The organism is Pseudomonas sp. B19(2017), assembly GCF_002113165.1.
Classification (GTDB): Bacteria; Pseudomonadota; Gammaproteobacteria; order Pseudomonadales; family Pseudomonadaceae; genus Aquipseudomonas.
The window spans coordinates 250,230-271,355 of record NZ_NEJR01000001.1; the positions used below are offsets into that span (position 1 = coordinate 250,230).

Annotated in this window: 18 protein-coding genes; 7 read left to right on the plus strand and 11 right to left on the minus strand. The window is 64.8% G+C overall.

Features of this window, described 5'->3' with window-relative positions:
• Positions 1-319: 319 nt before the first annotated feature.
• Positions 320-2,107: a monovalent cation:proton antiporter-2 (CPA2) family protein gene (locus CAF70_RS01225; RefSeq protein WP_085621552.1), complete on the minus strand. Its 1,788-nt coding sequence runs from the start codon at positions 2,105-2,107 to the stop codon at positions 320-322.
• A gap of 237 nt (positions 2,108-2,344) precedes the next feature.
• A complete protein-coding gene (locus tag CAF70_RS01230; protein WP_085621553.1) occupies positions 2,345-3,319 on the minus strand; it encodes a GlxA family transcriptional regulator in 975 nt (324 codons plus the stop codon).
• 137 nt (positions 3,320-3,456) lie between these two features.
• On the opposite strand from CAF70_RS01230, the gene CAF70_RS01235 reads away from it, so the two are divergent.
• Both CAF70_RS01235 and ycaC read left to right on the plus strand, forming a co-directional pair.
• Positions 3,457-3,819: a helix-turn-helix domain-containing protein gene (locus CAF70_RS01235; protein WP_085621554.1), complete on the plus strand. Its 363-nt coding sequence runs from the start codon at positions 3,457-3,459 to the stop codon at positions 3,817-3,819.
• A gap of 72 nt (positions 3,820-3,891) precedes the next feature.
• Complete coding sequence (gene ycaC, locus CAF70_RS01240) at positions 3,892-4,518, plus strand: isochorismate family cysteine hydrolase YcaC (RefSeq protein WP_085621555.1); 627 nt, start codon at positions 3,892-3,894, stop codon at positions 4,516-4,518.
• A 117-nt stretch (positions 4,519-4,635) separates the two neighbouring features.
• Here ycaC and CAF70_RS01245 read toward each other — a convergent pair whose 3' ends face one another.
• The gene (locus tag CAF70_RS01245) at positions 4,636-9,684 is read right to left on the minus strand and encodes an ATP-binding sensor histidine kinase (RefSeq protein ID WP_085621556.1); all 5,049 of its coding nucleotides are present in this window, start codon (positions 9,682-9,684) and stop codon (positions 4,636-4,638) included.
• A 238-nt stretch (positions 9,685-9,922) separates the two neighbouring features.
• Here CAF70_RS01245 and CAF70_RS01250 point away from each other — a divergent pair, with 238 nt between their 5' ends.
• Positions 9,923-10,915, plus strand: coding sequence for a response regulator (locus CAF70_RS01250; RefSeq protein WP_085621557.1), 993 nt, complete (start codon positions 9,923-9,925; stop codon positions 10,913-10,915).
• Positions 10,912-11,280, plus strand: coding sequence for a response regulator transcription factor (locus tag CAF70_RS01255; protein ID WP_178076334.1), 369 nt, complete (start codon positions 10,912-10,914; stop codon positions 11,278-11,280). Before CAF70_RS01250 ends, CAF70_RS01255 begins: the two co-directional genes overlap by 4 nt.
• A gap of 153 nt (positions 11,281-11,433) precedes the next feature.
• On the opposite strand, the gene CAF70_RS01260 is transcribed toward CAF70_RS01255, so the two are convergent.
• The 3 genes from CAF70_RS01260 to CAF70_RS01270 all read right to left on the minus strand — a co-directional run bounded on the left by CAF70_RS01260 (position 11,434) and on the right by CAF70_RS01270 (position 13,708).
• Positions 11,434-12,924: a YifB family Mg chelatase-like AAA ATPase gene (locus CAF70_RS01260; protein ID WP_085621559.1), complete on the minus strand. Its 1,491-nt coding sequence runs from the start codon at positions 12,922-12,924 to the stop codon at positions 11,434-11,436.
• A gap of 163 nt (positions 12,925-13,087) precedes the next feature.
• Complete coding sequence (locus CAF70_RS01265; protein ID WP_085621560.1) at positions 13,088-13,441, minus strand: gamma-glutamylcyclotransferase family protein; 354 nt, start codon at positions 13,439-13,441, stop codon at positions 13,088-13,090.
• Positions 13,442-13,708, minus strand: coding sequence for an accessory factor UbiK family protein (locus CAF70_RS01270; protein ID WP_085621813.1), 267 nt, complete (start codon positions 13,706-13,708; stop codon positions 13,442-13,444). It lies immediately after the preceding gene.
• Positions 13,709-14,110: 402 nt separating this feature from the next.
• Here CAF70_RS01270 and glnK point away from each other — a divergent pair, with 402 nt between their 5' ends.
• The 3 genes from glnK (at position 14,111) to sutA (ending at position 16,586) form a co-directional block, all read left to right on the plus strand.
• Entirely contained in the window at positions 14,111-14,449 is a 339-nt protein-coding gene (gene glnK / locus CAF70_RS01275; RefSeq protein WP_002555808.1) for a P-II family nitrogen regulator, read from the plus strand.
• Positions 14,450-14,495: 46 nt separating this feature from the next.
• Positions 14,496-15,827, plus strand: a complete 1,332-nt coding sequence (locus CAF70_RS01280) for an ammonium transporter (protein ID WP_085621561.1) — start codon at positions 14,496-14,498, stop codon at positions 15,825-15,827.
• A 429-nt stretch (positions 15,828-16,256) separates the two neighbouring features.
• Positions 16,257-16,586 carry a transcriptional regulator SutA gene (sutA, locus tag CAF70_RS01285; protein ID WP_085621562.1) on the plus strand — a complete coding sequence of 110 codons (330 nt, stop codon included), beginning with the start codon at positions 16,257-16,259 and terminating at the stop codon, positions 16,584-16,586.
• Positions 16,587-16,723: 137 nt separating this feature from the next.
• Here sutA and CAF70_RS01290 read toward each other — a convergent pair whose 3' ends face one another.
• Genes CAF70_RS01290 through lysA form a run of 5 tightly spaced genes read right to left on the minus strand, consistent with a single transcriptional unit; the run spans position 16,724 to position 21,121 of the window.
• Positions 16,724-17,419 (minus strand): HAD family hydrolase, encoded by a 696-nt coding sequence (locus tag CAF70_RS01290; RefSeq protein ID WP_013974747.1) that lies wholly within the window; start codon positions 17,417-17,419, stop codon positions 16,724-16,726.
• Positions 17,416-18,315 (minus strand): tyrosine recombinase XerC, encoded by a 900-nt coding sequence (gene xerC, locus CAF70_RS01295; protein ID WP_013974746.1) that lies wholly within the window; start codon positions 18,313-18,315, stop codon positions 17,416-17,418. The genes CAF70_RS01290 and xerC overlap by 4 nt, the downstream gene beginning before the upstream one ends.
• On the minus strand, positions 18,315-19,025 hold the full coding sequence (locus CAF70_RS01300; RefSeq protein WP_015272252.1) for a DUF484 family protein: 711 nt from the start codon (positions 19,023-19,025) through the stop codon (positions 18,315-18,317). The genes xerC and CAF70_RS01300 overlap by 1 nt, the downstream gene beginning before the upstream one ends.
• 13 nt (positions 19,026-19,038) lie before the next feature.
• Complete coding sequence (dapF, locus tag CAF70_RS01305) at positions 19,039-19,869, minus strand: diaminopimelate epimerase (protein WP_085621563.1); 831 nt, start codon at positions 19,867-19,869, stop codon at positions 19,039-19,041.
• Between the two features lie 4 nt (positions 19,870-19,873).
• Positions 19,874-21,121, minus strand: coding sequence for a diaminopimelate decarboxylase (gene lysA, locus CAF70_RS01310; protein ID WP_085621564.1), 1,248 nt, complete (start codon positions 21,119-21,121; stop codon positions 19,874-19,876).
• Positions 21,122-21,126 lie beyond the last annotated feature (5 nt).

Below are 21,126 nucleotides of genomic sequence, written 5' to 3' on the forward strand. Positions count from 1 at the left end.
ACAGCTATTCCGATTTACCTGCCGGGTTTCCACACCCGATCGCTGAACCGACAGCGACCCGGCAAGCCTAGAGAGCAGGCTTTCCCCGGACAATCAGACGGGCTTCGACACGGTGCGTAGGATAATTCGTCAGATGGTATGGCTGAGTAGGAAATGGCTCGCAACGAAGTAGGATGCTGCTGATATTTTTGTGCATTGGGTCCGCTACGCGGCCCTTCGCGGGCTCGCCCGCTCCCACAGGGACTGCGCTGCCTGGCAGGTTTGCGCATATTCCTGTGGGAGCGGGCAAGCCCGCGAAGAGGCCGGCACAGGCGATAGCTCAATCCGCATCCGAATCAAACAACCGCTCCAACTCCGCCCGGGCCTCCTTGGCTGTCTGCATAACCTTGGCCCGGTCATCCCGCACCTGCCCCTGGGCCACCAGCACCTCTTCGTCATGCTGGGTAAACCGCGCAATCCGGTCCGCCGCCTGCTCTTCGCTCAACCCCAGCCCCACCAATGCCCGGCGGGTCATCTCCAGGCTGGAGTAGAACGTCTCGCGAATCGGCTCGGCGCCGACATCCGCCAACTTGTGCACATGCTGGCGGTTACGCGCGCGGGCCAGCACTTTCAGGTGCGGGTACAGGCGCTTCACCCGTTCCGCCGTGTGAATGGCAGCTTCCGGGTCATCGATGGTGATGATGAAATACTCCGCCTCGCCCACCTTGGCGGCATGCAGCACCTCGGGGCGCAGCGGGTCGCCGTAGAACACCGGCACCTGTTCGAACATACGGGTCATCTCGATGGTGTCTACCGAGGTTTCCAGGGCAATGAACGGAATCTTCTGTGCCCGCAGGATACGCGCGACGATCTGGCCCATGCGGCCCATGCCGACGATCACCACCCGTGGCGTGTCAGCCTGGATCTGCTTGTAATGCTCCGGCACCTCACGCGCCGGTTGCGGGCGCTTTAGGGCGTGGGCGCAGCCAATCATCAGCAGCGGCGTAATAGCCATCGACAACGTGATGGTCATCAGCAGCAAGTCGTAGGTCTGGGTATCGAACAGGCCCTGGTCCTTGCCCAGCTTGAACACCACGAAGGCAAATTCGCCACCGGCAGCCAGCACCATGCCCAGGCGCAGGGCGCTGGCGCTGTTCAGGCCACCGGCCAGGCGGCCGACGCCGACCAGCAGCACCAGCTTCACGGTCACCAGCAGCAGGGTCAGGCCCAGCACAACCAACGGCATTTCCAGCAGCAGGTGCAGGTTGGCACCCATGCCTACACTGATGAAGAACAGCCCCAGCAACAGGCCCTTGAACGGCTCGATCTGCGATTCCAGCTCATGGCGGTACTCCGAGTCGGCCAGCAGCAGGCCTGCAAGGAAGGCGCCCAGGGCCATGGAAATGCCGGCTTCTTCCATCAGCCAGGCAGTACCGATCACCACCAGCAGCGCGGTGGCGGTGGATACCTCTGGCAGACCGGTACGGGCGACGGTGCGGAACACCGGGCGTAGCAGGTAGCGGCCGCCGATGATCACCACGGCGATGCTGGCGAACACTTTCAGGCCGTGTTGCAAGCTGTCGCCATGGCTGGTGTCCGGGCCGCTGGCTGCCAGCAGCGGCACCAAGGCAATCAGCGGGATGGCGGCGATGTCCTGGAACAGCAGAATGGCGAACGCCAAACGGCCGTGCGGGGCGTTGAGCTGCTTGCTCTCGGCCAGGCTCTGCAGGCCAAGGGCGGTGGACGACAGCGCCAGGCCCAGGCCGAGCACGATGGCCGCCGGTAGCGTCTGGCTGAAGCCGAACAGGGCAATGGCGCCGATAAGCGCACCGGTCAGCAGCACCTGGGCGGTACCGACGCCGAACACGGCCTTGCGCATCAGCCACAGGCGCTTGGGCGACAGTTCCAGGCCAATGATGAACAGCAGCAGAACCACGCCCAGCTCGGAAATGTGCGCCACGCTTTCGGTGTCGCGGATCAGGCCCAGCGCCTGCGGGCCGATGATCACACCGGCGAGCAGGTAACCGAGCACCGCCCCCAGTTGCAGGCGCTTGGCCAGCGGGACGGCGAGGACAGCGGCGAGCAGGAAGATCACCGCGGTTTGCAGAAGGCTGCCTTCGTGTGGCATTGGCTCGTACTCCATGAGCTGCCGGGGCAGCGTTAGATCAGTTTGGCGGACGATTCTGGGGGTTGAGATGGCGTCGAACAATCTGCTCTCGGGGAGAAACATTGTCCCGATACGGGTGACAACCTGTGGTGATCTCTTCGCGGGCACGCCCGCTCCCACAGGTACAACACTGCCCCTGAGGCCGGTGTAATCTCTGTGGGAGCGGGCGTGCCCGCGAAGAAGGCAGCGCAGATCCGACTATTCACCGCCACCAAACTGCGCCCGATACTGCGCTGGCGTCATGCCAATCCGCTCGCAAAACACCTTGCGCAAATGCCGGTCACTGCCAAACCCGCACTGCGCCGCCACTACCTTCAAGGGCAGGTCGGTGCCTTCCAGCAGTTTGCGCGCCCGGTCGATGCGCGCATTCTGCAGGTACTGCAGCGGCGTGATCCCAACCTCGCGCAGAAAGGTCCGGGCAAAGTTGCGCCCGCTCATGGCCACCAGGTTTGCCATTTTCTGCACGGTGAAGGCTTGCTCGATATGGTCGACGATGTACGCCTGCACCCGGGCAATCGGCGAATCGTCTCGCGGTACTGCCGCCAGCAGTGGCCCGTAGGGTGTCTGCCCGCCCTGGCGATGGCGGGCGACCAGCAGCACCTTGGCCACTTCCAGGGCCAGCGCCTTGCCATGGTCCTCGGCCACCACCGCCAACGCCAGGTCGATGCCAGCGGTGATGCCGCCCGAGGTAATCAGGCAGCGATCAATCACGTAGATCTGCTCGGTCTCGACCTTGGCCTCGGGGAACGCCTTTGCCAGGCGCTCCACGTAGTTCCAGTGGGTGGTGCAGCGATAGCCATTCAGCAGCCCGGCCCGGCCCAGCAGGAAGACCCCGGTGCAGATGGCGCCGAAGCGTTTGGCCCGGCGCACGGCCTGGGGCAGCCAGCGTTCGATGCCTGGCAGGGCGATGTCATAGGCCCCTGGGCCGCCTGGCACCAGCAACAGGTCGACGGCTTCCGGCAAGTCTTCCAGACGCAGGTCGGCGATCACCTTCAGCCCGCATGAGCCACGCACCGCCGTTTGCCCCTCGGCCAGGGTCAGCAAGCGGTATTGCCGCTCGGCAGGCAGGAACCGGTTGGCGATGGCGAACGCATCCATGGGCCCCGTGACATCCAGCAACAACACATCATTGAACAGCACCATGGCCACGGTGCGGTGGGCGTTTTGCTGCATACCTCTTGGCTCTGTAGCTGAATATGTCATGCATCTTAAGGTATCCAGCCGCACACAATTAATAACAATTCAGGTTTGCCTCAGGACTTTGTCATGTGCCGAGGGCGAGACTTTCTGCATTGAACAGGAGAGTCGCCATGCACCTCGGGACGCCCCAAGCGCCGCTGCAAACTCCCGGCGCGCTTACGCCTGCGCGGTTGCGCCGGGCCAAGGAACTGATGTTGCACAGCCCGTTGTCGATCATCGAGATCGCCGGCGTGTGCAACCTCACACGCAGCCACTTCTCCCGCGCATTCAAGGTCAACACCGGCCTCTCGCCACAAGCCTGGCGCCTGCTGGCACGCATGGAAAAGGCCAAGCGCCTGCTCGCCACCGAGGCGCCGATCACCCATGTGAGCCTGGAATGCGGCTTCTGCGACCAGGCCCATTTCACCCGTGCCTTCAGCCGCCTGGTCGGCCAGCCGCCCAAGGCCTGGCGCCAGGCGCACGCCCATTCTTAAGCCGAACCTATCCGCCGGTATAGCCCCTTGTGGACAGTGCCGGCCCGTTTCCCAACCCAAGGAGTCACCCCGATGAGCCAACCCGATTACAAGCGCCTGAACAAAGACGACGCCGTGGTGCTGCTGGTCGATCACCAGACCGGCCTGATTTCGCTGGTGCAGGACTTCTCGCCCAACGAGTTCAAGAACAACGTGCTGGCCCTGGGCGACCTGGCCAGGTTCTTCGGCTTGCCGACCATCCTCACCACCAGCTTCGAGCAAGGCCCGAACGGCCCGCTGGTACCCGAGCTGAAGGAGATGTTCCCGGATGCGCCGTACATTGCCCGCCCAGGCCAGATCAACGCCTGGGACAACGAAGACTTCGTCAAGGCGATCAAGGCCACTGGCCGCAAGCAGCTGATCATCGCCGGCGTGGTGACCGATGTGTGCGTGGCGTTCCCGACGCTGTCGGCGTTGGCAGAAGGTTTTGAAGTGTTCGTGGTGACCGATGCTTCTGGCACCTTCAACGAAACCGTGCAGCAGGCGGCCTGGGTGCGCATGACCCAGGCGGGTGCACAGATGATGAACTGGTTCTCGGTGGCCTGTGAGCTGCACCGGGACTGGCGCAACGACATCGAAGGGCTGGGTAACCTGCTGTCGCAGCGCATTCCCAACTACCGCAACCTGATGAACAGCTATGCGGCCTTGAGCGCCCGTTGATGTAAACCTGTACCGGCCCCTTCGCGGGCACGCCCGCTCCCACAGGGATAGCGCACAGCTTGAGAGCTGCACGGTTTCTGTGGGAGCTGGCGTGCCCGCGAAGAGGCAGGTACAGGCTTAAGAAGCATTCACAGGCAACGTGAAACGAATCCGGCACCCGCCCAGCTCCGACACCAGCGCCTGCAACTCCCCACCATGGGCCTGCACCACCGAGCTGCAAATCGCCAAGCCCATCCCCATGCCGCCCATCTTGGTGGTATGAAACGCATTGAACACCCGCTCTCGCTCATCCGCGGCTATCCCCGGCCCGTTGTCGTCCACGCAGACCTCCACCCCGTCCCCGACCACCGCCAACGCAATGCGCAGCACCCCGTCGCTGCGATACCCCGCGAGCGCCTCCAGGCCATTGGTAATCAGGTTGAACACCAACTGCTGCAACTGCACCGGGTCGGCCATCACGCTCACCCCCGCCTGCAACTGCGTCTGCACGTCCACCGTGCCCTTGGCGGCATCGGCCGAGGTCAGGCGCACCACCTCGCGGATCAGTTCGTCCAGCTTCACCACCTTGAGTTGCATTGGCGACTGCTTGGCCAGCGAGCGCAGCGCACGCACTATGTTGGCGGCCCGTTCGCTGTCGTTGCGGATGTCTTCCAGGCCGGCAATCGCCTCTGCCAGGTCGGGCTTGGCGCGCTTCAGCCAGCGCAGGCTGGCAGCGGCGTTGGAAGCGATGCCCAGCAGCGGCTGGCTGATCTCGTGGGCGATGGATGCCGACAGCTCGTTCATCACCTGCAGGTGCGCAGTGCGCGCCAATTCCGCGCGTGAGCGGCGTAGCTCGGCTTCCATCTGGGCGCGGGTCTGGTTGTCTTCGGCCAGGCGTGTGTACAACTTGGCGGTCTGCAGCGACACCGCCGCCTGCGAGGCGAGGATTTCCAGCATGGCCAGGCGCTGGCTACCGAACAGGTTCGGCACCAGGCGGTTTTCCAGGTACACCAGGCCGATCAGCACGCCCTGGATCACCAGCGGCAGGCACAGCACCGAACGGGCATTGCGCGCCTGCAGCTGCTGGCGGAAGGCCTCGGGGCAATCGATCTGGGCATCGTTGAGCACCAGCGGTTTCTTGGTGCGCATGGTGGCGTTGATGATTGATAGCGGCGCCTGGGTCATGAACTTCTGGCAATCGTCCATGCTCACGTGCAGCCCGGCGTCGTCGATGTAGGCGAGGGCAGCCATCTGGAATTCGGCACCGCTGACGATCAGCAGTGCACCGTGGTCGGCGCCGGAATGCTGGGTCAGCTGGCCCATCAGGATTTCGATCAGGCCCTCGAGCAGCACTTCCTCGGACAGCGCCCGGGCTGCCTTTATACCGGCTTCCAGATCGAGCCTGGCCTGGTGGGTGGCGCGATGGCTTTCCTGGATCGGCTGGGTGCGCAGGAACGGGTGCAAAGCCTCCAGCTGGTGCACCTTGCCGGTCGCGCCCCAGATATGGAAACAGTCGCGGGCGATGCGTAGGTGCAGGTTGGCGCCGGAGATCAGGCCGCTGGGGATACATACCTCGGCCAGCTGTTCGTGGGCCAGCGCCTGCTCGTGGATGAAACCGGCAGCGCTGGCGGCGATCTGTGCCTGGTCGAAGCAGCGGATGGCGGCCAGGCCGTCGCCTTCGAGCTTGGCGATCACGCCTTCGATCAGCAACAGCTTGTTGCGGAAGGTGGCCGGGTTGAAGCCGGCCCAGCGGCCGAAGCGTTCGCGCAGGGCCTGAAGCTCGCGCAGCTTGTCGGCAGGGCTGCCAGCGGCCTCGGGGCTGCCCAGGGCCAGGCCGCGGAACAGGTGATAGTCGGCCAGGTTGATGTGCGCCGGTACCGCCCAGGTGTTGTCGCCGGCCAGTGCCAGGTTGCGCATGGCCTGCGGGATGTTGCCCAGGTAGAAGTCGCACATACCGGCCATCAGGTACTGGAAGAACCGCGTGGTGGGCGATTTCGAGGCTGCGGGCAAGGCCGGGCAGGGCATGCTGCTCAATTTTGCGACGAACGCTTGCTGGGCCTGCAGGATCTGCTCGATGTCGCGGTAACCGTAGTGACGCACGGTGGCCAGGCCTTGCGCCAGTTCCTCCAACACATCCGGCAGGTAGCGGCCCATGAACAGCGAATCGGAAACCAGGTGGTTGCAGGCATAGCAGCTCATCGCCAGGTCACCGCTCAGGCGCCCCGAGTCGACCGCATCCAGCGCGGTACGGCGGGCGAACTCCATGGGCGAGGTCCAGGCGCTGACCTGGTCCAGGGCCAGTAGCGCGCTGGTCAGGTCAGCGTCGAAACCGTGCCGCTCGATCAGCTTGAGCGCGGCCAGGCAACAGGCATGGCCGTCATGGTAGGCGCCGAAATGCTCGGCGATCATCACCCCGTACCAGGCCATGCCGTAGGTGCTCCCCGGGGCAACGCCGTGCAGCAGCGACAGCTCCATGAGCTTGGCCAGGTGCAGGAAGCAGATGTCATCCTTTACGAAAAACGATGACGAAAGGGTGGCCAGAAGGCTGATGGCAACCGTCACTTCCTCCGAATCGGTGCACGGTAGCGACTCCAGGCAGTGCCGGCCTTTCTGTTCGACCAGAGCCTGTACCCGGGCATGACTGGCCTCGACCTGTTGCCAGTCGGCACCCCGCACCGGGCTTGTACCCAGCAAGTCCAGGCCGGATATGGCGCTGTCGATGGCCGCCTGATAGTCGCCGCGCAAGGTGTACAGCAGAGCCTGCAGCCGGCACACCCGCGCCTGGTCCAGCGACGAGCGTGCGCGCTGGCGGCATTCGCTGATGCGCGCCTCGGCCGCGGTCATTCGCGACAGTTGCATGTCGCACTCGGTGGCCATGCAGGCGATGGCAAAGCCATGCGTGGCGCGGCTTTCCAACGTGGCGCCGTGGTGCAGCAACTGCTCGGCCGTATGCAGGTAGCCAGCGGCCTGCTCTAAGGCGCCGTCGTCGCGTGCGCGTGATGCTGCTTCGCGTAAATGCAGCAGGAACGTTTCGCAGTCGGCCGCTGCAAACCCGTATGGGCTGGCGCGTTGCAGCTGGTTGGCGAGTTCGAACAGCACCTCGTGCAAGTCATCTTGCCAGGCGCGGCGCATGGCCAGGGCAATATGTGCATGCAGCGGGGCACGCTCGCGCACGGGCGTGAGAGCGTATGCGGCCTCCATCACCCGTTCGTGGGCAAAGCCCAGGCCGTTCTGGCCCGTTTGCAGGAAACCCGCGTCAATCAGGGCTTTCAACGGTTCGCCGGGCACTTTGACGAGGACATGGTGAAGCAGGCGTTCATCGCAACGGCTGCCCGCGGCGCCAGCCACCCGCAGCAGGTCGCGCTGCGCTGCTGGCAGGCGCGCCAAGCGGTCGATCAGCAGGTCGGCGACATTGTCGGAGTAGCGATGGCGGGCCACGGCCTGCAGGCACCATGACCAGCGCATGGCCTGGGCGTCGAAGGTGAACAGCTGATCCTCCACCATGGCCCGGAGGATCTGATTGATGAAAAACGGGTTGCCCGCCGTTTTGCCGTGCACCAGTTCGGCCACCTGAAATGCATCCTCGGGGCCGACGTGGTAGCGCTCGCCGATCAGCTCGGTCACCGCGCCCACGTCCAGGGGCCGCAGGTTCAGCGTGGTGCTGCGCACTGTTGCAGGTAGAGCAAGAGTTGTACTACCGGCTGGTGCATCATTACGCCGTGCGAAGATCAGCAGCAGGTTGCCTGGCGCGTGAGCCAGCAGTAGCGCCAGTAGTTGCTGGCTGGCGTCGTCGGCCCACTGCAGGTCATCGAAGAACAGCACCAGCGGCTGGCCGGGGCGGCTGAACACTTGCAGGAATTCGACGACCGCCCGCAGCTCCTTCTGCAGCGTCAGACGCGTGGGCTTGGCTGGCAGTTCGGGCAGGGGGCCGAGGACCAGTTGCAGGTCTGGCGCCAGCTTGGCGAGCAGCCGGCCGTGGCCTTTGATGCGACGCAGGATCTCGCGGCGCAGGGTGTCGAGGTCTTGGCTGTTCTTGGCCAGCAACTGGGTGGTCAGTGCGCCGAGAATTTCGACCCAGGGCGCGTAGGGAATGGCCTGGGCAACGCTGTTGCACCTGCCGATGGCCCAGTAGCCCTTGGCGTTGGCCTTGAGAGCTGCCTCGACCAGGCTCGACTTGCCCATGCCGGCGGCACCGTTGATCAACAGGGCATGGGGTTGGCTGTCGCGGCGCAGGGCCTTGAGCAGCAGGGCGATGGCTTTCTGTTCGGCGCAGCGGCCATACAGGCGTGCGCGGCTTGGCGTGACCGGGTCGGCACAAGCTGGTTCGAAAGCCTCCATCGTCTTGCCGGCAGCCGACTGCCGCTGGCAGTGGGCCAGGTCCACCGCCAAGGCGCGGGCACTCTGGTAGCGGGCGTCCGGCTCTTTGGCCAAGGCCTTGGCCAGGATCCGGCTGAGGGGCTGCGGGACATTGCGGTTCACTTCGCAGGCCGCCCGCGGCTGCACACCGGCATGCAGCTGTCGCCAGTGCTGGGTGTCGCGCCCGGCCAGCGGCAGTTCGCCCAGCAGTAGCTGGTAGAGGATCGCGCCCAGGGCATAGATGTCGGTGCGTCGGTCGCTGCTGCTGCCGTGCGGGCAGACCTGTTCCGGCGCCAGGTACGCCCAGTTGCCGAGCGGGGTGCCTTGTTCGCTGATCAGCTGCGCCGGGTCGGCGCGAAAGCAGCCCAGCCGCACGCGCTGGTTGGTGTGCAGGCACACATGCTCGGGTTGCAGCGCGCCGTGCAGCACATTGCGTTCGTGGGCCAGGGCCAGGGCAGTGGCCGCGTTTACCGCGACTTCGAGAAACGGCGCCAGGGCCATCGGGCCTTCAGCGATCAGGTCAGCGATGGAGCGGCCGGCAGGGTACACCAGCAGCGGGCCTTCGGCCGAACGCACGAACGCCGAGGGGATCACCGCCCACTGCGGGTCCAGTTGCAGGCGGTAGTCACGCTCCAGGCGCTGGCAGGCGGCGGGGGCCTCGCGCGGGGCGCGTACGGCGATCCAGGCCTGTTGGGTGTCAGGGTCTTGAAGCCGGAAGTAGCTGAGCTCACCTTCCTGGCCCAGCGCGCTGATGTCACACCGATTCAGCCAGCCCTCGTCGATGGACTGGTCGTAATCGATTGGCCTGTGGGCAAGGCGTTCATCGAGCATAAGGCACCCCTGCTAGCGACATCCTGACGTGCGAGTATACGCAGCGGGCCCAGTACGGATGCGGGCTGCAGCCTGCTTGGCAGAAACGGGCACGCTGTTGTCCGTTATCGTCCCCTGCTGGGTGACGGGCTTTTGTATAGTCCTCAGGTCAACCTATCCCTCGGGATAATTGTCTGAAGGCGTACGCTGGCCTAGGCTGCCCGGGGCTGGGGAACGCCCGTGCCCGCGCGAGGAAGCCATGATCCGAATAGGTAATGCCCAGGTGTCGCTGGAGCGGCGCGAAGTCTATATTGACGGCCGGCCGATCCTGTTGGGCGGGCGAGCCTTCGAGGTGCTGGCGACGCTGATCAAGGCCAAGGGCCGGGTGGTCGGCAAGGACGAGCTGTTCAGCCAGGTGTGGGCCGGCACGGTGGTCGAGGACAACAACCTGCAGGTGCAGGTGTCCTTGCTGCGCAAGGCCTTCGGCGACCGTGGCCTGATCCAGACCGTGCCGCGGCGGGGCTACCGCCTGGCTGCCGAGATCAGCTTCGAGGTGCCTGGCACCCTGTCGGTCCAGTCGCCACTGTGCGCCGGGGCCGACACTCTCGAGCTGTTCGATGAGCACTTCAACGTGCCGGTGCTGGTGGTGGATGACGACCCGTCGGTGCGTACGGCGTTGGGCCGTCTGCTGCGTTCTCAGGACATTCCCCATCAGTTGTTCGCCAGTGCCGAGGCGTTGTTCGAGGCCCGCCTGGAAACGCCCTGTGCCTGCCTGTTGCTGGACATGCACCTGCCCGATACCAGCGGCCTGGAGGTACAAGACGCGCTGCGCCGGCTGGCGCTACCCTGGCCGATCGTGTTCATGACCGGCTTCGGCACCATCCCGATGACTGTCCAGGCCATGCGTGCCGGGGCAGTGGAGTTCCTGACCAAGCCGTTCGACGAAGACCAGCTGCTGACACTGTTGCCGGCGGTGCGCACGCGCGCAGTGGTCGAAGGCCGCAAGTGGCACCATGCGCGGCAGGTCGAGGAAAAGTACCAGCGCCTGACCCAGCGTGAGCGCCAGGTGTTCTCGCTGGTGGTCGGCGGCCTGTCGCACAAGCAGATCGCCAGGCATATCGGCACCAGCGAGGTTACGACCAAGGTGCACAAGAAGAACATCATGAACAAGATGCAGTCCCGCTCGCTGCTGGAGCTGGTGGCCATGCACAACGTCATCGGGACGCGGCCTGAGGGCCTGGGCGGCGCATGAGCAGAGCGGTGTGCATCGTCGACGACGATGCGTCGGTGCGCAAAAGCCTGGCCAACCTGTTGCGCTCAGCCGGGTTCGAGAGCCTGTCTTTCGCTGCGGGCGATGTGTTTCTGGCCTCGGCGTCGGCGCGGCAGGCGGGGTGTGTGCTGCTCGATCTGAGGATGCCCTGCATGAGCGGGCTGGCGGTGCAGCGCGAACTGGCCCGGCTGGGCTGGCGTTTGCCGGTGATCTGCATGTCGGCGCATTGGGATGAAGGGGCGGTGCACGCGGCGATGGCGCTCGGGGCGCTGGCCTGCCTGGGCAAGCCATTTTCTGACGAGGTGCTACTGAAGCTGGTTGAAGAGGCTTTGACTGGCGATCAGTGAGGTATTGCGGTCCCGGCCCCTTCGCGGGCTCGCCCGCTCCCACAGGGATCGCACAGTTCTTGAGACCTGCGCAGTACCTGTGGGAGCGGGCAAGCCCGCGAAGAGGCCGGTAGCTTTAACATCGATCCGGCGCTGCAAAGCAGCCCCGGCAATCTAACTGCTCCCCGGCCGGTACTGCAGGGCCTCGGCCAGATGCGCCCGGCCAATTGCCTGGCTACCTTCCAGATCCGCCAGCGTTCGCGCAACCTTCAGCAACCGATGCGCCGCGCGCAACGACAGGGTCAGCCGTTCACAGGCCCCCTCCAGCCAGGCTTGGTCCGCCGCCGCCAGCCCACAATGGCGGCGCAACCCCTCAAGGTCGAGAAACGCATTCGCACACCCTTGCCGACGTTGTTGCAGTTCACGTGCCTCGGCCACCTTGGCCGCCACATCGGCACTGGTCTCGCCGCAGGGCTGATTGTTCAGCGTGGTGCTCTCCCGCGCCACGGTCAGGTGCAGGTCGATACGGTCCAGCAACGGCCCGGACAGCTTGTTGCGATACCGCGCGATCTGCTCGGTGCTGCAACGGCAGCGGCCAGTGGGATCGCCCAGATAGCCGCAAGGGCAGGGGTTCATTGCCGCCACCAGTTGAAAGCGTGCGGGGAAACGGACCTTGTCGCGGGCCCGGGCAATCACGATCTCGCCCGACTCCAGCGGTTCGCGCAACACTTCCAGCACACGCCGCTCGAATTCCGGCAGTTCATCCAGAAACAGCACGCCGTGGTGGGCGAGGGTAATTTCGCCCGGTTGTGGCCGGCTGCTGCCGCCGACCAGTGCCGGGCCGGAAGCGGAGTGGTGCGGATGACGAAAAGGCCGCTGCGGCCAGCTGTTCAGTGGCGTATGGCCGCTGACCGACTGGATTGCCGCCACTTCCAGTGCCTCGTGCTCGTCCAGCGGTGGCAACAGCCCCGGCAGGCGGCTGGCGAGCAAGGTTTTGCCGGTGCCGGGGGGGCCGGTGAACAGCAGGTTATGTGCCCCGGCTGCCGCTAGCAGCAGGGCGCGCTTGGCCGCCAGCTGGCCCTGCACCTCACTCAGGTCCGGGTACGGGCGTTGTTGCAGGATCAGGCCGTTGGCGGCATACGGCGGCAACGGCACCTGGCCGTTCAGGTGGGCGACCAGCTCCAGCAGGTGCCCCACCGCATACACCACCAGCCCGCCTGCCAGGCTGGCTTCCTCGGCGTTTTCCCGTGGCACCACCAGCGCCCGGCCTGCTTCGCGTGCCGCCAGTGCAGCGGGCAACACGCCCTGCACCGGGCGCAACTTGCCAGACAGCGCCAGTTCACCCAGGCATTCGACCTCGGCAAGGCTGGCCGTTGGCACCTGGCCATCGGCGGCGAGGATACCCAGGGCAATGGCCAGGTCATAGCGCCCACCATCCTTGGGCAGGTCGGCGGGGGCGAGGTTCTGGGTGATGCGCCGCTGCGGGTAGTTCAAGCCGGAGTTGACGATGGCGCTGCGTACCCGGTCCTTGCTTTCCTTGACCGTGGTTTCCGGCAGGCCGACCAGGGTGAGGTGGGGAAGGCCGTTGGCCAGGTGGGTTTCGACGCTGACTGCCGGTGCCTGCACACCCACTTGGGCGCGGCTGTGGACGAGGGCTAGGGACATGGACGCTCCGTTGTCGCTGAAAAGGGCCGCTTCCTGCGGCTTTGCAAGCATAGCGAGCGCGGCACGGAGCGGCGCAGGAAGTGTGCGTCCTGGTTTTTCAGGCAGCGATTGCCCGCTGCATGCTCACCCCGTTGGGTGGGTGCCGGCTGCGCGCCCGAAGGACTCAGGCGCGGACATAGACCCAGGCGCTCAGGCCCGAAGCGAGGGTGACGGCCACGCGTTTGTAGTCGGCGACTTCATAGCGGTCCGCTGCCGCCAGCTCCTCTTCGCTGATCTGGAAGACCATACCGGCCACGCTGTCGTCGCTCTGGCTGCTGGGGCTGACGATAGGGTGATGGGACTTGCCGCTGGCCGCGAGCACGGCCGGGTCGGTGATCTCGACCCAGTCCTGGCGGTAGCCCGGCATGCGGTCGGCCTGCCCGCTCAGTTCGCGGCCGAAGTTGGCCAGTTGCACGGCCTTGTCCTGCAAGGTGCCGTAGGAAAACAACAATACCGGGTAAGCGCTGGAGGGCTGCATTCAATCATCCTGTGGGGTCGGGTCAAGCCGGGCTTCCAGCTCGGCTACCTGTTTTTCCAGGGCCTCGAGGCGTGCACGGGTACGCGCCAGCACGACCATCTGGCTGTCGAATTCTTCGCGGCTGACCAGGTCCAGCTTGCTGAAGGCACCTTGCATCAGCAGCTTGAACTGGCTTTCCAGTTCGGCGCGGGGCTGGGCGGTATCACTGCTGAACAGGCGCGAGGCCTGGTCGCTCAGGGCGTCGAGAAGGGCTTTGGGCGCGAGCATGGGGCGGTCCACTGATACTGGGAAATGGCCGGCAGTGTAGCACGCATGCATGTGCATTCGGCCTCGTCGCTGGCTCCTGCAGAAAGCAGCGCTCCTCTGAAACTGCACATTTTTCGAGCAACGCGCCAGGTCGGACCGCACCGAAATTGTGCATGTTTTCGATGCTGGCGACTGGCCAATCCCGACTGATTCACATAACTCGCTGTTTTCCCGCGCGTTGGCAGAACTGGCAAGGTTTCTGCAACGCCCCGTACGAGCCATGCACTGATGCGGTTCTTTGTGACCAGGCAGTGCGCATGCGGAGCCGGATGCCGACGACGCGTTACAAAGCCAACTGCTGCGCTTAGACTTGAGACGGGTTTGTTTTCCTGGGGCAAGTCCACCAAATCGGGAGAGAGTTTCATGAAGCTAGTCACAGCCATCATCAAGCCGTTCAAGCTGGACGACGTGCGCGAGTCGCTGTCGGAAATCGGCGTGCAGGGCATCACGGTCACCGAAGTCAAAGGCTTCGGTCGGCAGAAGGGCCACACCGAGCTGTATCGCGGTGCTGAATACGTGGTCGATTTCCTGCCCAAGGTGAAGATCGATGTCGCCATCGATGACAAGGACCTTGATCGGGTAATCGAAGCCATCACCAAGGCAGCCAACACCGGCAAGATCGGTGACGGCAAGATTTTCGTGGTGAATCTGGAGCAGGCGATCCGTATCCGTACCGGCGAAACCGATACCGACGCGATCTAAACAGCAACAAAGCCTCACCAAACCCAACGCCCCAGGAGAAAACAACATGACTCTGCGTAAGATCGCAGGGCTAGGAGCCCTATTGTCCCTCGTAATGCCCGGGCTTGCCCTGGCCGAGGAAGCTGCCCCAGCGCTGAACTCCGGCGACACCGCCTGGATGCTGACCGCAACGGCGCTGGTGCTGTTCATGACCATTCCGGGCCTGGCCCTGTTCTATGGCGGCATGGTGCGTTCGAAGAACGTGCTGTCGGTGATGATGCAGTGCTTTGCAATCACTGGCCTGATGAGCATTCTCTGGGTCGTCTACGGCTACAGCATGGCCTTCGATACCACCGGTATGGAAAAGGGCGTGCTCAACTTCAATTCCTTCGTCGGCGGCTTCTCCAAGGCGTTCCTCAGCGGCGTCACGCCCTCGAACCTGACCTCGGCTGCCGCGCTGTTCCCTGAAGCGGTATTCATCACCTTCCAGATGACCTTCGCCATCATCACCCCGGCGCTGATCGTCGGTGCCTTCGCCGAGCGCATGAAGTTCTCCGCGATGCTGGTGTTCATGGGCATCTGGTTCACCCTGGTCTATGCGCCGATCGCGCACATGGTCTGGAGCGGTGACGGTGCGCTGATGTGGGACTGGGGCGTGCTGGACTTCGCCGGTGGCACCGTGGTGCACATCAATGCCGGTATCGCTGGCCTGGTCTGCTGCCTGGTGCTGGGTAAGCGCAAGGGCTACCCGACCACCCCGATGGCCCCGCACAACCTGGGCTACACCTTGATGGGCGCGGCCATGCTGTGGATCGGCTGGTTCGGCTTCAATGCTGGCTCTGCCGCGGCCGCCAACGGCACTGCCGGCATGGCCATGCTGGTGACCCAGATCGCCACCGCTGCCGCAGCCCTGGGCTGGATGTTCGCCGAGTGGATCGGCCACGGTAAACCGAGTGCCCTGGGCATCGCTTCGGGTGTGGTCGCAGGCCTGGTCGCCATCACCCCGGCTGCCGGTACCGTAGGCCCGATGGGCGCCCTGGTGATCGGCCTGGTCTCGGGCGTGGTCTGCTACTTCTGCGCCACCAGCCTCAAGCGCAAGCTGGGCTATGACGACTCGCTGGACGCCTTCGGCGTGCACGGTGTCGGGGGCATCCTCGGTGCGATCCTCACTGGCGTGTTCGCAGCGCCAGCGCTGGGTGGCTTTGGCGCGGTCACCGACATCGGTGCCCAAGTCTGGATCCAGGCCAAGGGCGTGATCTTCACCGTGGTCTACACCGCCATCGTTACCTACGTGATCCTCAAGGTGCTGGATCTGGTGATGGGCCTGCGGGTCAGCGAAGAAGAAGAGTCGGTCGGCCTCGACCTGGCTCAGCACAACGAGCGCGGCTACAACCTGTAACTGCGACGCGGTAAAAACTTGCCCGGCTTGCCGGGCATTTTTTTGCCAGATTTTTAGCATTTCCCGCACGGCAAACGGTTTATTCGACACGTTCGCGACTTAGGCTGAAAACTTACAAAACGCAGAGCATTCATGGTGCTTTGCTTTTTCTGCTGGCGCGCTAGAATGCGCGCCGAAGGGTGTTTGACGAGTAGTCCACACGCTTCGCCAGCCTTTGCTAGGCTTGCCAATAGCGTGTGGCCAGCAGGGGCTAAAGGATTTGTCAGGTCCTGCCAGGAGCAGGGCCTGCTGGGTGCCGCCTCCCATCAGGAGCGCCGACCCATGGGCAGTGGCCTAACCCACGGCCAGTTGAATTTTCACTGGTGGCTGCCGGTCTACGGCTGCACTGGTCTATAACTAACCTGCTTTTCGCAAGTCATGAGGTAGAACATGAGCGACGACGATCTGGAAAATGATGACCTCGAAGTAGGCGACGAAGACGAGGGCGATGAAGGCCTCGAAGCGGCAACTGATGACGTTGCCGAAGATGCTGGCGATGACGACAGCAGCCCGGCACCCGTTGCCAAGGGCAAATCCAAGGCGGCAGTCTCGGTAGACGAGATGCCGAGCATGGAAGCCAAGCAGAAAGAGCGTGACGCCCTGGCCAAGGCCATGGAAGAGTTCCTCGCTCGCGGTGGCAAGGTTCAGGAAGTCGAGGCCAATGTGGTCGCGGATCCGCCCAAGAAGCCGGACAACAAGTACGGCAGCCGCCCTATCTGAGTGGCTGAACGAAAAAAAGCCCGCCGTCGCTGCGGGCTTTTTTGTGCCTTTGGGTTTTGTGTTGCCTGTGCCGACCTCTTCGCGGGCATGCCCGCTCCCACAGGATCACCGCAGGCCTAAGCCTTGCGCAGCCCCTGTCAGCGCCAGCGCGCGAGGATGTCGGGCAACTGCGAAAGGCGCTGGATCTCGGCATCCGGCGCCTGCTCGCCTACCCAGGCCTTGCCCTGCGGGTTGAACCACACCGCCCGCAGCCCGGCACGCTGAGCGCCGGCGATGTCATCGCCCGGGTGGTCACCGATGTGCACCGCCGCGCTGGCCTCCACATCCCCACGGCGCAGCGCTTCCAGGAACGGCGCCGGGTCCGGCTTGCCGATGCCGAGGTCCTCGGCACACAGGGCAAAGCGAAAATAGTCCGCCAGCCCCAGCCGGCTCACGTCGGCATTGCCGTTGGTGACCACGCCCAGGGTGTAGTGGTGGCGCAGGATCTCCAGCACCGGCTGCACCTCCGGAAAGATCTCCACCTGGTGGCGGGCATGCAGGAACACTTCGAAACCTTCGTTGGCCAGCTCCTGCGCATGCTTTTCGCTGTAGCCGACTTCCTCCAGGGCATGGAACAGCACTCGGCGGCGCAGGGCGCTGATGCGGTGCTTCAGGCCAGGTTCGGCCTGTACCAGGCGTTCGCGAATGGCGAACAGGTGCTCCACCGGCACGCCGCCAAGGATTGGGGCGTTGGCTTCGAGCCAGTCGCGCAGCACGACTTCCGCGCTGGCAATCACCGGCGCGGTATCCCACAGGGTGTCGTCGAGGTCGAAGGTGATCAGCTTGATGCTCATGAGTCTGTGCCTTTGCTGCGTTTGGCCCGAGGGTGGGCGCTGTCGTACACCGCGGCCAGGTGCTGGAAGTCCAGGTGGGTGTAGATCTGCGTAGTGCCGATGTCGGCATGGCCGAGCATTTCCTGCACGGCGCGCAGGTCCTGGGACGATTCCAGCACGTGGCTGGCGAAGGAATGGCGAAGCATGTGCGGGTGCAGGTGCTGGCCCAGCTCGCGCTCACCGGCCGCCTTCACCCGCTGCTGTACGGCCCGGGGGCTGATACGGTTGCCTTGGCGGGTGATGAACACCGCACGGTCGCGCGGGTTGCCGATGCCGCGCAGGCGGTACCAGGCCTGCAAGGCCTCGCGGGCCTTGCGGCCGACCGGCAGCACGCGGGCCTTGCCGCCCTTGCCCAGCACCTGCACCAGCCCGGCGGCGAGGTCGAGGTGATCAAGGTCGAGGTTGGTCAGTTCGGACAGGCGCAGGCCCGACGAATAGAACAGTTCGAGAATGGCCTGGTCGCGACGGGCGATGAAGTCATCGTCGACACCGCCATCGAGCAGTTGCAGGGCGCGGTCAGTGTCCAGCACCTTGGGCAGCCGGCGCTCGCCCTTGGGCGCGCTCAGGCCGCTGGCCGGGTCGTGCTGGCACAGGCCTTCGCGGTTCAGGTAGCGGTACAGGCCACGTACCGCCGACAGCAGCCGCGCCAGGCTGCGCGAGGACTGGCCGTGGTGGTGCTGGCGGGCGATCAGCTGGCGTAGCTGCTGGATCTGCAGCGCCTGCCAATCGGCAATGCCGTGTTCCTTGCAGTAGGCGACGACCTTGTCCAGGTCGCGGCGGTAGCCCAGCAGGGTGTGCTCGGACACCTGGCGCTCGTTGCGCAGGTGTGCGCAATAAGCCTCCAGCTGGCGTTCCATCAACGTACCGGGCGCAGGGTCTGGGTAACGCGGGGCACAACCCGGCCAAGTACTTCGGCGATGTAGCCGAGGAACAGGGTGCCGACGCTGCTCTTGTAGTGTTGTGGGTCGCGGCTGCCGATCGCCAGCACCCCGTGCAGGCCCTGGTATTCCAGGGCAGCCACGGCGCTGGAGCCCACTTCCCGGCGCTGTTCTTCACCGAACAGGAAGGCCAGCTCGTGCTCGCGCAGGTTGCCGCTGACCGTCTTGCCGCCGCCCAGCAGGGCACCGATGGCCTGCTGCGCTTCGGCGTTGCTCACCCAGCGCCCGACCGGCGCGACATTTTCACCGAACAGGATCAGGCTGACGAAGGGTACCTGGAACTCCTGGCGCAGGCTGTCTTCGACCGCCATCACCACTTCTTCCAGGCTGCCGGCATCGAGCAGGTCGAGGATCAGCCGGCGGGTCTTGTCGAACAGCCGGTCGTTGTCACGGGCCACGTCCATCAGTTGCGACAGGCGGTGGCGCATCTCGATGTTGCGGTCGCGCAGCAGCTTGAGCTGGCGCTCTACCAGCGACACGCTGTCGCCCCGCTGGTGCGGGATGCGCTGTTCGATCAGCAGCTCGTCGTGCTCCGCGAAGAAAGTGGGGTGGGCGCGCAGGTAGGCGACCACCGCTTCGGCATCGAGCTCGGCGGACTGCTGGGGTACAACCTGGGGCTGATCGGTCATGGCGGTTACTCGCTTAGAGACGAACCTGTCCTTCGTAGACACGTACGGCCGGGCCGGTCATCAGCACGGGCTTGCCGGGGCCGGCCCATTCGATATGCAGGCGGCCACCGGGCAGGTCGAGGGACACCGGAGAGTCCATCCAGCCCTGGCTGATCGCTGCCACGGCGGCGGCGCAGGCGCCGGTGCCGCAGGCCTGGGTTTCACCGGCGCCACGTTCCCATACACGCAGGTTGGCGCGGTGGCGGTCGATGACCTGGAGGAAGCCGGCATTCACCCGCTGTGGGAAGCGTGGGTGGTTTTCGATCTTCGGGCCCAGCTGGTGCACTGGTGCGGTACGCACATCGTCGACACGCAGCACGGCATGCGGGTTACCCATGGACAGGGCGGCAATCGAATGCACCTGGCCGTCGACTTCCAGTGGGTAGTTCAGCGCCTGCTCGTCGGCGACGAAGGGGATTTCGGCAGGGATGAAGCGCGGTGGGCCCATGTCGACACTGACCTGGCCGTCATTCTGTACGTCCAGTTCGATGATGCCGCTCTTGGTTTCCACGCGGATGCGCTTTTTCGCGGTCAGGCGCTTGTCCAGCACGAAGCGGGCGAAGCAGCGCGCACCGTTGCCGCACTGCTCGACCTCGGAGCCGTCGGCATTGAAGATGCGGTAGCGGAAGTCCACTTCAGGGTTGTTCGGTGCCTCGACGATCAGCAACTGGTCAAAGCCGATGCCGGTGTGGCGATCACCCCATTGCTTGGCGTGCTTGGGCTGGATGTGCGCATGCTGGCTGACCAGGTCGAGGACCATGAAGTCGTTGCCCAGCCCATGCATCTTGGTAAAACGCAGCAGCATGGGGTTACTCCGGCAGCAGGCTTTCGCCAGCGTACAATTCGGCGATGGTCTCGCGGCGGCGTACTTCGAAGGCCTGGTCGCCGTCGACCAGGATTTCAGCGCAACGGCCACGGGTGTTGTAGTTGGAGCTCATGACAAAACCATAGGCGCCCGCGGACTGTACGGCCAGCAGGTCCCCTTCGGCCAGGTTCAGTACGCGATCCTTGCCGAGGAAGTCGCCAGTCTCGCAGATCGGGCCGACCAGGTCGTAGGCACGGCCTTCGCCTGTGCGTGGCTTGACCGCGCTGATGCCCATCCAGGCCTGGTACAGGGCCGGGCGGATAAGGTCGTTCATCGCTGCATCGATGATGGCGAAATCCTTGTGCTCGGTGTGCTTGAGGTATTCCACGCGGGTAAGCAGGACGCCGGCGTTAGCCACGATGTAGCGGCCCGGCTCGAACACCAGGGCCAGGTCGCGGTCGCCGACGCGCTCGCGGATGGCCTTGATGTAGTCGGCCACCAGCGGCGGCTCCTCATCGCGGTAACGCACGCCGACACCGCCACCCAGGTCCAGGTGGCGCAGGTGGATGCCGCACTCGGCCAGGCGGTCGACCAGCACCAGCAGGCGGTCGAGGGCATCGAGGAAAGGCTCGACGGTGGTCAGCTGCGAACCGATGTGGCAGTCGACACCGACCACTTCCAGGTTTGGCAGCTGCGCGGCGCGCACGTAGATGGCCTCGGCATCGGCGATGGCGATGCCGAACTTGTTCTCTTTCAGGCCGGTGGAGATGTACGGGTGGGTGCCGGCGTCGACATCCGGGTTGACCCGCAGCGAGACCGGGGCAACTTTGCCCATCTCGGCGGCCACCACTTGCAGGCGCTCCAGTTCGTCGGTGGATTCGACGTTGAAGCAGTGCACGCCGACTTCCAGGGCACGGCGCATGTCGTCGCGGGTCTTGCCGACGCCGGAGAACACCACGCGGTCGGCACGGCCGCCAGCGGCCAGCACGCGCTCCAGCTCACCGCCGGAGACGATGTCGAAGCCTGCCCCCAGGCGCGCCAGCACGTTCAGCACACCGAGGTTGGAGTTGGCCTTGACCGCGAAGCACACCAGGTGCTCGGTGCCTTGCAGGGCGTCGGCGTAGCTGCGGTACTGGGCCTCGATGTGGGCGCGCGAATACACGTAGGTGGGGGTGCCATAGCGTTCGGCGATGGCCGACAGGCCCACGCCTTCCGCGAACAGCTCGCCGTCGCGGTAATTGAAAGCGTTCATCTGAT

Excerpts from the sequence above, each read along its gene's own strand:
- CAF70_RS01225 (WP_085621552.1), bottom strand. The coding sequence starts at position 2,107 with ATGCCACACGAAGGCAGCCTTCTGCAAACCGCGGTGATCTTCCTGCTC.
- CAF70_RS01230 (WP_085621553.1), bottom strand. The coding sequence starts at position 3,319 with ATGCAGCAAAACGCCCACCGCACCGTGGCCATGGTGCTGTTCAATGAT.
- CAF70_RS01235 (WP_085621554.1), top strand. The coding sequence starts at position 3,457 with ATGCACCTCGGGACGCCCCAAGCGCCGCTGCAAACTCCCGGCGCGCTT.
- ycaC (WP_085621555.1), top strand. The coding sequence starts at position 3,892 with ATGAGCCAACCCGATTACAAGCGCCTGAACAAAGACGACGCCGTGGTG.
- CAF70_RS01245 (WP_085621556.1), bottom strand. The coding sequence starts at position 9,684 with ATGCTCGATGAACGCCTTGCCCACAGGCCAATCGATTACGACCAGTCC.
- CAF70_RS01250 (WP_085621557.1), top strand. The coding sequence starts at position 9,923 with ATGATCCGAATAGGTAATGCCCAGGTGTCGCTGGAGCGGCGCGAAGTC.
- CAF70_RS01255 (WP_178076334.1), top strand. The coding sequence starts at position 10,912 with ATGAGCAGAGCGGTGTGCATCGTCGACGACGATGCGTCGGTGCGCAAA.
- CAF70_RS01260 (WP_085621559.1), bottom strand. The coding sequence starts at position 12,924 with ATGTCCCTAGCCCTCGTCCACAGCCGCGCCCAAGTGGGTGTGCAGGCA.
- CAF70_RS01265 (WP_085621560.1), bottom strand. The coding sequence starts at position 13,441 with ATGCAGCCCTCCAGCGCTTACCCGGTATTGTTGTTTTCCTACGGCACC.
- CAF70_RS01270 (WP_085621813.1), bottom strand. The coding sequence starts at position 13,708 with ATGCTCGCGCCCAAAGCCCTTCTCGACGCCCTGAGCGACCAGGCCTCG.
- glnK (WP_002555808.1), top strand. The coding sequence starts at position 14,111 with ATGAAGCTAGTCACAGCCATCATCAAGCCGTTCAAGCTGGACGACGTG.
- CAF70_RS01280 (WP_085621561.1), top strand. The coding sequence starts at position 14,496 with ATGACTCTGCGTAAGATCGCAGGGCTAGGAGCCCTATTGTCCCTCGTA.
- sutA (WP_085621562.1), top strand. The coding sequence starts at position 16,257 with ATGAGCGACGACGATCTGGAAAATGATGACCTCGAAGTAGGCGACGAA.
- CAF70_RS01290 (WP_013974747.1), bottom strand. The coding sequence starts at position 17,419 with ATGAGCATCAAGCTGATCACCTTCGACCTCGACGACACCCTGTGGGAT.
- xerC (WP_013974746.1), bottom strand. The coding sequence starts at position 18,315 with ATGGAACGCCAGCTGGAGGCTTATTGCGCACACCTGCGCAACGAGCGC.
- CAF70_RS01300 (WP_015272252.1), bottom strand. The coding sequence starts at position 19,025 with ATGACCGATCAGCCCCAGGTTGTACCCCAGCAGTCCGCCGAGCTCGAT.
- dapF (WP_085621563.1), bottom strand. The coding sequence starts at position 19,869 with ATGCTGCTGCGTTTTACCAAGATGCATGGGCTGGGCAACGACTTCATG.
- lysA (WP_085621564.1), bottom strand. The coding sequence starts at position 21,121 with ATGAACGCTTTCAATTACCGCGACGGCGAGCTGTTCGCGGAAGGCGTG.